Origin of the sequence: Micromonospora sp. NPDC049060, assembly GCF_040649055.1 — a bacterium.
Lineage (GTDB): Bacteria > Actinomycetota > Actinomycetes > Mycobacteriales > Micromonosporaceae > Micromonospora > Micromonospora reichwaldensis.
Window position 1 is genome coordinate 85,091 of record NZ_JBEZEV010000014.1, and the last position, 9,316, is coordinate 94,406.

Below are 9,316 nucleotides of genomic sequence, written 5' to 3' on the forward strand. Positions count from 1 at the left end.
CCCGAGGCCGCCACCTTCCATCGGCTGTGCCGCGAGGTCGAACGCGGCTGCCCGTCGGGCTCGCCACCAGCGTCGTCTCCGACGCCGCCCGCGCATCGCCACCGGCCGATCGGTCGAGGGGTGATCGTCCGGGCGGGTCGGTCAGGCGACTAACCTTGCCACATGCGCCTCTCCGCCCGGGTCGACTACGCCCTCCGCGCGGTCGCCGAGCTCGCCTCGGTGACCGCCGACGCCGGGCCCGGGCGAAGCCGGCCCGTGACCGCCGACCAGATCGCCCGCGCCCAGGAGATCCCGCCGAAGTTCCTGGAGAGCATCCTGCTGCAACTGCGCCGGGGCGGCATCGTGCAGGCCCAGCGCGGCCCCGAGGGCGGCTACTGGCTGGCCCGACCGGCCGGGGAGATCTCGCTGGCCGAGGTGATCCGGGTGATCGACGGCCCGCTCGCGCACGTACGCGGGCAGCGGCCCGAGGAACTCGGCTACCACGGGGCGGCGCGCGCCCTCCAGGAGGTCTGGATCGCCCTGCGGGCCAGCGAGCGCGAGATCCTGGAACTGGTCACCATCGCCGACGTGGCCGGCGGCACCCTGCCGGGCCGGGTCGTCGAGCTGGCCGCCGACCCCCGCGCCTGGACCTGACCCGCACCGCGTCGGGATCGCGCCCGTCGCCGGACTCGTTCCGCAGTTCCGGTGCGCTCCGGAAGCCGAGCCCCACCTGGTCCGGCGCCTGAGGGCCCCGCGGTCCCGGTAAGTCCGGGCTGGCCTGGTGCCGCATCCCCGCCGGACTCCTCTCCGCTCCGCCTCGTGCTCGTCGTCGCCCCGGCCGGGCGGCGTCTGTCGTCTCACTGACCGGTTGGAGGCTTGACCGGGGCCCGCCCCGTGCCGCATTGTCGACCAAGTCGATAGGAGATGCCGAAAAGTCAGGGGGCGCTCGTGCGCAAGCTGCTGGTCCTCGCGCTGGTCGGGCTCGCCGCGCAACTCGTCGACGGCGCGCTCGGCATGGCGTACGGGCTGACCTCCTCCACGTTGCTGCTGCTCGTCGGGGTGGCGCCGGCCGCCGCGTCGGCGTCCGTGCACCTGGCCGAGATCGGCACCACGCTCGCCGCCGGGGTGTCGCACTGGCGGTTCGGCAACGTCGACTGGCGGGTGGTCGGCCGGATCGCCTTCCCCGGCGCCGTGGGCGCGTTCGCCGGCGCGACCTTCCTCAGCTCGATCTCCACCGAGTCGGCCGCCCCGTGGATGGCCGGCATCCTGTTCACCCTCGGCGCGTACCTGCTGGTGCGCTTCTCCCGGCCGCTGCGCACCGATCGGCGCGGCGGCCAGCTGCGCAGCCGCTTCCTCGGCCCGCTCGGCCTGGTCGCCGGCTTCGTCGACGCCACCGGCGGCGGCGGGTGGGGCCCGGTCGCCACGCCGGCCCTGCTGGTCAGCGGGCGGATGGAGCCGCGCAAGGTGATCGGCTCGGTCGACACGTCCGAGTTCGTGGTCGCCGGCGCCGCCAGCCTCGGCTTCCTGATCGGCCTCGGCTCCGAGGGCTTCCTGCTGCCCATGGTGGCCGCGCTGCTCGTCGGCGGTTTGATCGCCGCCCCGATCGCGGCCTGGCTGGTGCGCATCGTCCCCGCCCAACTGCTCGGCGCGGCGATCGGCGGCGTCATCGTGCTGACCAACGCCCGTACGCTGATGCGCTCGGCCGACCTCGGCGGCCCGGCCCGGCCGGCCGTCTACGCGCTGCTGGCCGTCGCCTGGGCCGCCGCCCTGGCACTGGCCGTGCGGGCGCTGCTGCGCACCCGCCGCCAGCGCGCCGTCGCCGCCACCGCCCTCGCGGCCACCGCCCTCGCGGCCGACGCCCCGAGCCCGGCGGCCGAGCGCCCGTTCTCGGCCGACGCCCCCTCGACGGAGTCCCCGGCCGCCGACCCTCTCCCGACCCCGGCGGCGGTCCCCTCGCTCAACAACCGCTGACCCCCGCCCCGGCGCCGCCCGCCCTGCCCTGCCCCGCCCCGCGTCGCCTCGCCCCGCGTCGCGTCGCGTCGCGTCGCGTCGCGTAGATCTTGGTAGAAACGTGCCCCTCCAGGGGCCGATTCCTACCAAGATCTCTAGCCGCACCGCGCCCGCAGCGGACGGTCAGCGGGGGAGGAGGGCCGTCGCGGCGTCGGTGAGGAGGGTCCACGCCTCGTCGACGTGGACCTCGGTGCTCTGCGGGGAGCCGACGGCCAGGCGCAGCGTGTAGCGGCCGTTCACCCGGGTGTGCGTCAGGTGCACCCGGCCCGTGGCGTTGACCCGGGCCAGCAGCTCCGCGTTGACCTCGTCGTCCGCCGCCAGCCGGAAGCACACCAGCGAGTACGGGTGCGCCCCCACCAGCGTGAACCGGTCGTCGGCGCGGACCCGGTCGGCGAACCGGGCGGCGAGCGCCACGCCGGAGCGGATGTGCGCGCGCAGCCCTTCGGCGCCGTACCAGCGCAGCACGAACCAGAGCTTCAGCGCCCGGAACCGGCGGCCCAGCGGCACCTGCCAGTCCCGGTAGTCGATCACCGCGCCGGACTCGGTGGCGGCGTTGCGCAGGTACTCCGGCAGCACGCTCAGCGCCTCGATCAGCTCCGCCGTGTCGGCCACCCAGAACGCGTCGCAGTCGAAGCCGGTGAGCAGCCACTTGTGCGGGTCGAAGCAGTACGAGTCGGCGTACTCCAGGCCGGCGTGCCCGAACCGCAGCTCCGGGCAGACCGCCGCCGCTCCCGCGTACGCGGCGTCGACGTGCAGGAAGACCCCGTACTCGGCGCAGATCGCGCCGATCTGCGGCAGCGGGTCGATCGCGGTCGTGGAGGTGGTGCCGACGGTGGCCACCACGATCGCCGGGACCACGCCGGCCGCCAGGTCCGCCTCGATCGCCGCGCGCAGCGCCGCCGGGGACATCGCCTGCGTCTCCGGATCGACCTCGACCGGCCGTACGCCGTCGGCGCCCAGCCCGGCGATCCGGGCGGCCTTCTCGATGGACGAGTGGCCCTGGGTGGAGGCGTAGGCGCGGTAGCGGCGGTCGACGCCGACCTCGCGCCACCGGCCGCCGCCGGCGCGGTGCAGCGCGACCAGGGTCGTCACCAGCGTCGCCGAGGACGCCGAGTCCTGGATCACCCCGCCGCCGCCGGAGCCGGAGCGGAACCGCTTCGGCAGGTCCAGCAGGTCGGCGAGCCAGTCGAGCAGCACCGTCTCCAGTTCGGTGCACGCCGGTCCGGTCGCCCAGAGCATCCCCTGCACGCCCAGCCCGGCGCTGACCAGGTCGCCGAGCACGCTGGGTCCCGAGGTGTTGGCCGGGAAGTAGCCGAAGAAGCCCGGGTGCTGCCAGTGCGTCAGCCCCGACGTGATCAGGGTGTCCAGGTCGGCCAGGACGGCCTCCACCGGCTCGCCGTGCTCGGGCGGGCCGGCGGGCAGCCGGGCGGCCACCGTCCCGGGCGGGTCCTGCGAGGTCACCGGACGCCGCTCCAGCGTCGCCCAGTAGTCGGCGATCCAGTCCACCACGGCGTGCCCGGCGCGTCGGAACTCGTCCGGGGTCATGTGCTCAGCCACGCCCTGAGTCGATCAAGAATCCGGGCCGGGGGCAAGGGAAGTGCCTGGTGCCCCCCCGCCACGGGGGAACCCGGAGCAGGGCGACGGGAGGACGGATTGTCCGCTGAAAGCGCTTGCCCTAGCATCGCAGGTGCGCGGAGCCACCCCTCGACGTCGCCCGCCGGAGCACCGACGCCGCACTGCCGGCGCCGGGGTGCCGACACCGGAGCGGCGGCGTCGACACCGACGTCGCACCGACGGCATCGGACCACCGCCGCAAGCGCGGCGTGTCCTCCCGCCGGCCCGGGCAGGCCGACGGCGACGGTCGCCGCGCGCCCAACCTCCCCGGAGGACACTCCCCATGCCCGTCACCCACCGCCGCCTCGCGCTGCTCGCCGCGGCCGCCGCGGCCGCACTCGCCGCCGGTACGCTCCCGACCCTCACCGCCTCGGCTGCCGCCGCCGGCTGCCGCGTCGAGCACCGGATCACCAACCAGTGGCCCGGCGGCTTCGGCGCCGACGTCACCGTCACCAACCTGGGCGACCCGGTGGACGGCTGGACCCTCACCTGGTCGTACGCCGCCGGCCAGCGGGTCACCCAGGCGTGGAGCGCCGTCGTCGACCAGTCCGGCGCCCAGGTGACCGCCCGCAACGTCGACTACAACGCGGTGATCGCCACCGGCGCCAGTGCCGCGTTCGGCTTCACCGGCTCCTGGGACGGCAGCAACCCGGCGCCGACCAGCTTCGCCCTCAACGGCACCGTCTGCACCGGCGCCGCGCCCACCAACGGCCCGACCACCCCGCCGCCGCCGAGCACGCCGCCGCCCACGACCCCGCCGCCCACCACGCCGCCGCCGACCACCCCGCCGGCCGGGGCGGTGCAGATGGAGGACCTCGACCGGGGACTGGTCAGCGTCCGCTCCGGCAGCGGCAACCTGGTCTCCTGGCGGCTGCTCGGCACCGAGACGACCGGGGTGGCCTTCAACCTCTACCGCGGCGCGACCAGGGTCAACGGCAGCCCGATCACCGGGGCGACCAACTACCTCGACAACGGCGCGGCGGCCGACGCGACCTACACCGTGCGCGCCGTCGTCGGCGGCACCGAACAGGCCGCCTCCGCGGCCGCGCTCCAGTTCCCCGCCGGCTACCTCGACGTGCCGTTGCAGGTGCCGGCGGGCGCGAGCACGCCGAGCGGCGAGAGCTACACGTACTCCGCGAGCGACGCCTCCGTGGGCGACCTCGACGGCGACGGGGACTACGAGTTCGTGGTCAAGTGGGAGCCGTCCAACGCCAAGGACAACTCCCAGTCCGGCTACACCGGCAACGTGTACGTCGACGCGTACACCCTCACCGGCACCCGGCTGTGGCGCGTCGACCTGGGCCGTAACATTCGCGCCGGGGCCCACTACACCCAGTTCCAGGTGTACGACTACGACGGCGACGGCCGCGCCGAGGTGGCCATGAAGACCGCCGCCGGCACCCGCTCCGGCACCGGCCAGGTGATCGGCTCCGCCACCGCCGACCACCGCAACTCCAGCGGGTACGTCCTCGCCGGCCCCGAGTACCTGACCATGTTCGACGGCCGCACCGGCGCGGTCCTCTCCACCGTCAGCTACGACCCGCCGCGGGGCACCGTCTCCTCCTGGGGCGACAACTACGGCAACCGGGTCGACCGCTTCCTCGCCGCCACCGCCTACCTCGACGGGCAGCGCCCCTCCCTGGTGATGGCCCGCGGCTACTACACCCGGGCGGTCGTGGCGGCCTGGGACTTCCGCGACGGCACCCTGCGCAAGCGGTGGACCTTCGACTCCAACGCCTCGGGCAACGGCGCCGCCTACGGCCAGGGCAACCACAACCTCTCCGTCGCCGACGTCGACGCGGACGGCCGCCAGGAGATCGTGTACGGGTCGGCCACCATCAACGACGACGGCCGCCTGATGTACGCCACCGGCTTCGGCCACGGCGACGCCCTGCACGTCGGCGACCTCGTCCCCGGCCGCGCCGGCCTGGAGGTCTTCACGATCCACGAGTCCGGCAACCAGCCGGCGGCCGACCTGCACGACGCCCGCACCGGTCAGGTCGTCTGGCAGCGGCCGAACAACGGGGGAGTCGAGGGCCCCGGCCGGGGAGTCGCCGCCGACATCCACGCCGGCAGCCCCGGCGCCGAGTTCTGGGGCGTCGGCACCCACATGGGCGACCTCTACAGCGCCACCGGGGCCGTCGTCGGGCGCCGGCCGTCCTCGGCGAACTTCCTCGCCTGGTGGGACGGCGACCCCGTGCGGGAACTGCTAGACGGAACCCGCATCGACAAGTACGGCACCGGGGGCGACACCCGCCTGCTGACCGCCAGCGGCGTGGCGGCGAACAACGGCACCAAGTCCACCCCGGCGCTCTCCGCCGACCTGTTCGGCGACTGGCGGGAGGAGGTCGTCTGGCGCACCAGCGACAGCCGCGCCCTGCGGATCTACAGCACGCCCACGCCCACCGGCACCCGGATCCACACGCTCATGCACGACCCGCAGTACCGGGTGGCGGTCGCCTGGCAGAACACCGCCTACAACCAGCCCCCGCACCCGGGCTTCTTCCTCGGCGACGGCATGGCCGCCCCGCCCACGCCCAACGTCTACCTGCGGTGAACCGGCGACCGGTCGGCGGTGCCTCGGGGCGCACGGTCGGCCGGTCGCGGGACGGAAAAGGCACCGGGCCGCAGCCGCGGAATCCGCACAGCTCCGGCCCGGTGCCCCACACCGCGGCATCCCCGACCCGTCCCGACCGGGAATGCCGTACCACCACCGAGGTCAAAACTAGGCGGGCCACGCGTCGCCCCGGTGACGCCGACGTGAAGATCGTGTTTCAGCCCTCGCGGCGCAGGCCGCCGGCCACCCGCTCGGCGATCAGCTCGTACGAGCGCACCCGGTCGGCCACGTCGTACACCAGCGTGGTCAGCATCAGCTCGTCCGCGCCGGTGCGCGCCAGCAGTTCCCCGAGCTGCCGCCGTACCGTCTCCGGGGAGCCCGTCGCCTGCCCGTCGCGGCGCTGCCGCACGAACTCGCGCTCGGCCTGCGTGTACGGGTACGCCGCCGCCTCGTCCGGCGTCGACAGCGGCTCCGGCCGACCCGAACGCAGCCGCAGGAACGACAGCGCCGCCGGCCCCGCCAGCCACTCCGCCCGCTCGTCGGTGTCCGCGCAGACCGCGTTGACGGCCACCATCGCGTACGGCGCGTCCAGCCACTTCGACGGCCGGAAGTGCTGCCGGTACAGCGCCAGCGCGGGCACCGTGTTCTGCGCGCTGAAGTGGTGCGCGAAGGAGAACGGCAGGCCCAGCAGCCCCGCCAGCTGGGCGCTGAACCCGCTGGAGCCGAGCAGCCAGACGGCCGGCTGCTCGCCGAGGCCCGGGGTGGCGGTGATCGGCCCCGGCCGCTCGCCGCTGAAGTAGTTCATCAGGTCCGCCAGCTCCCGGGGGAAGCCCTCCGCCGACAGCCCCTCCATCGTCCGGCGCAGCGCCAGCGCGGTCACCTGGTCGGTGCCGGGGGCGCGGCCGATGCCCAGGTCGATGCGGCCGGGGTGCAGCGCTTCGAGGGTGCCGAACTGCTCGGCCACCACCAGCGGTGCGTGGTTGGGCAGCATCACCCCGCCCGAGCCGAGCCGGATCGTCGACGTGTGCGCCGCCAGGTGCGCGAGCAGCACCGCCGGGGCGGAACTCGCGATCGCCGGCATGTTGTGGTGCTCGGCCACCCAGAACCGGCGGTACCCGAGTTCCTCCGTGCGTCGGGCCAGCTCGGTGGTGTGCCGCAGCGCCGCGCCGGCGGTGGCGCCGGCCGCGACGGGGGCGAGATCGAGAACAGACAGCGGTACGTTGATCACACGAGTGGCCAACCCCGCCCACCTCGGCTTTGTTCCCCGCGGCAACCAGGCTCACGGTGCCTGCCGGGCCTCACCCCATGCCGCGCGCCTGCTCGAAGATCAGGCTCGTCTGGGTGTGCAGCACCGCCGGATCCACGGCCAGGTGGTCCAGCACGAAGTCGCGCAGCGCGTCCGCCGAGGCCGCCCGAACGTGCAGCACGTAGTCCTCCGCGCCCGCCACGTGGAACACCGCCACCACCCCCGGCAGCCGCACGGACCGGGCCCGGAAGGCGTCCACCGCCGCCCGCTCGTGCGCGGTCAACCGCACCGACACCAGCGCCTGCAACGGCAGCCCCACCGCCGCCGGATCCACCTCCGCGTGGAACCCGCGGATCGCCCCGCGCTCCCGCAGGGCGCGGGTGCGGGTCAGGCACGTCGAGGGAGCCACCCCGACCCGCTCGGCGAGGGCGTTGTTCGGCAGCCGGCCATCGGCGGCCAGTTCCGACAGGATCGCCCGGTCGGTGTCGTCCAGGTCGGCGAACCGCCGCACATCATTCGTAGCAAGGGGCATGCAGGCATCTTCCATCGAATCCGCCCGCGCCTCCAAGTGCAATTACCGAATCATGTTCGGAACTATTGCCCCAGGTTGGCGCTATGTTCGATCCTTCCGGCATGACGACCGTGGACACCAGAGCCGTGCACGCCGGCCGCGACGACCTCGCCGCCCTCGGCGTCCACGTGCCGCCCATCGACTTCTCCACCACCAACCCGCTGCCGTCCGTCGACGCCGGCGGCGACGCGTACGAGGCCCTCGCCACCGGCGGCACCCTCCCCGTCGGCGGCAGCGCCGTCTACCAGCGCCTGTGGAACCCCACCGTGGCCCGCTTCGAGACGGCCCTCGCCGACCTCGAAGGCACCACCGACGCCGTCGCCTTCGCCAGCGGCATGGCCGCCCTCACCGCCACCCTGCTCGCCGCCACCCGGGACGGAAAGCGGCACCTCGTCGCCGTCCGCCCCCTCTACGGCGGCACCGACCACGTGCTCGCCACCGGCCTGCTCGGCACCACCGTCACCTGGGCCCGCGCGGACGAGGTCGCCGCCGCCGTCCGCCCCGACACCGCCCTGGTGATCGCCGAGACCCCGGCCAACCCCACCCTCGACCTGGTCGACATCGCCGCCCTCGCCCGGGCCGCCGGCGACGTGCCGCTGCTGGTCGACAACACCGTCGCCACCCCCGTGCTCCAGCAGCCCACCCGCCACGGCGCGGCCCTCGTGCTGCACAGCGCCACCAAGAGCATCGGCGGACACGGCGACGTCCTCGCCGGCGTGGTCGCCTGCGACGCCGACTGGGCCGCCCGGCTGCGCCAGGTCCGCGCCCTCACCGGCGCGATCCTGCACCCCCTCGGCGCGTACCTGCTGCACCGCGGCCTCCAGACCCTGCCGGTGCGCGTGCGCGCCCAGCAGGCCGGCGCCGAGAAGCTCGCCGCCTGGCTCGCCACCCACCCCGCCGTCGCCGTCGTGCACCACCCGTCGCTGCACGACCCCGCCGGGCTCGTCGGACGGCAGATGAGCGGCCCCGGCAGCCTCCTCGCCTTCGAGGTACGCGGCGGCGCGCCCGCCGCGGCCGCCGTCGCGAACGCCTGCCGGCTGATCACCCACGCGGTGTCGCTGGGCGGCGTCGACACCCTCATCCAGCACCCGGCCTCGCTGACCCACCGCCCCGTCGAGGGGGACGCCAAGCCGTGCGGGGGCCTGCTGCGCGTCTCCGTCGGCCTGGAGGACGCCGAGGACCTGCGCGCGGACCTGGCCCAGGCCCTCGCCGAACTCGGCTGACCAGCGCCGTCGTCGTCGGCCGGCCCTCGCCGAACTCGGCTGACCAGCGCCGTCGTCGTCGGCCGGCCCTCGCCGAACTCGGCTGACCAGCGCCGTCGTCGTCGGCCGGCCCTCGC

The 9,316-nt window shown here is 74.9% G+C and carries 7 protein-coding genes; 4 read left to right on the plus strand and 3 right to left on the minus strand.

Translation table 11 applies throughout. The annotated features are described in order from the left end of the window. The first annotated feature begins 162 nt into the window (after window positions 1–162). The gene (locus AB0B83_RS09165; protein WP_357577705.1) at window positions 163–633 is read left to right on the plus strand and encodes an Rrf2 family transcriptional regulator; all 471 of its coding nucleotides are present in this window, start codon (window positions 163–165) and stop codon (window positions 631–633) included. A 294-nt stretch (window positions 634–927) separates the two neighbouring features. Next, window positions 928–1,950 carry a sulfite exporter TauE/SafE family protein gene (locus AB0B83_RS09170; protein WP_357577718.1) on the plus strand — a complete coding sequence of 341 codons (1,023 nt, stop codon included), beginning with the start codon at window positions 928–930 and terminating at the stop codon, window positions 1,948–1,950. A 162-nt stretch (window positions 1,951–2,112) separates the two neighbouring features. On the opposite strand, the gene AB0B83_RS09175 is transcribed toward AB0B83_RS09170, so the two are convergent. Then, the gene (locus AB0B83_RS09175; protein WP_357577706.1) at window positions 2,113–3,546 is read right to left on the minus strand and encodes a pyridoxal-dependent decarboxylase; all 1,434 of its coding nucleotides are present in this window, start codon (window positions 3,544–3,546) and stop codon (window positions 2,113–2,115) included. A gap of 340 nt (window positions 3,547–3,886) precedes the next feature. Between AB0B83_RS09175 and AB0B83_RS09180 the strand changes: the two genes are divergently transcribed. Further along, window positions 3,887–6,160 carry a cellulose binding domain-containing protein gene (locus AB0B83_RS09180; RefSeq protein WP_357577707.1) on the plus strand — a complete coding sequence of 758 codons (2,274 nt, stop codon included), beginning with the start codon at window positions 3,887–3,889 and terminating at the stop codon, window positions 6,158–6,160. A 217-nt stretch (window positions 6,161–6,377) separates the two neighbouring features. On the opposite strand, the gene AB0B83_RS09185 is transcribed toward AB0B83_RS09180, so the two are convergent. Both AB0B83_RS09185 and AB0B83_RS09190 read right to left on the minus strand, forming a co-directional pair. Further along, on the minus strand, window positions 6,378–7,400 hold the full coding sequence (locus AB0B83_RS09185) for an LLM class flavin-dependent oxidoreductase (protein WP_357577708.1): 1,023 nt from the start codon (window positions 7,398–7,400) through the stop codon (window positions 6,378–6,380). Window positions 7,401–7,458: 58 nt separating this feature from the next. Next, a complete protein-coding gene (locus tag AB0B83_RS09190; protein WP_088999305.1) occupies window positions 7,459–7,938 on the minus strand; it encodes an Lrp/AsnC family transcriptional regulator in 480 nt (159 codons plus the stop codon). An 83-nt stretch (window positions 7,939–8,021) separates the two neighbouring features. On the opposite strand from AB0B83_RS09190, the gene AB0B83_RS09195 reads away from it, so the two are divergent. After that, window positions 8,022–9,200, plus strand: coding sequence for a PLP-dependent aspartate aminotransferase family protein (locus tag AB0B83_RS09195; protein WP_357577709.1), 1,179 nt, complete (start codon window positions 8,022–8,024; stop codon window positions 9,198–9,200). The last annotated feature ends 116 nt before the right edge of the window (window positions 9,201–9,316 follow it).

Bases quoted from the DNA above. Each gene is read 5' to 3' on its own strand.
- AB0B83_RS09165 (WP_357577705.1), top strand. From the start codon at position 163: ATGCGCCTCTCCGCCCGGGTCGACTACGCCCTCCGCGCGGTCGCCGAG.
- AB0B83_RS09180 (WP_357577707.1), top strand. From the start codon at position 3,887: ATGCCCGTCACCCACCGCCGCCTCGCGCTGCTCGCCGCGGCCGCCGCG.
- AB0B83_RS09190 (WP_088999305.1), bottom strand. From the start codon at position 7,938: ATGCCCCTTGCTACGAATGATGTGCGGCGGTTCGCCGACCTGGACGAC.
- AB0B83_RS09195 (WP_357577709.1), top strand. From the start codon at position 8,022: ATGTTCGATCCTTCCGGCATGACGACCGTGGACACCAGAGCCGTGCAC.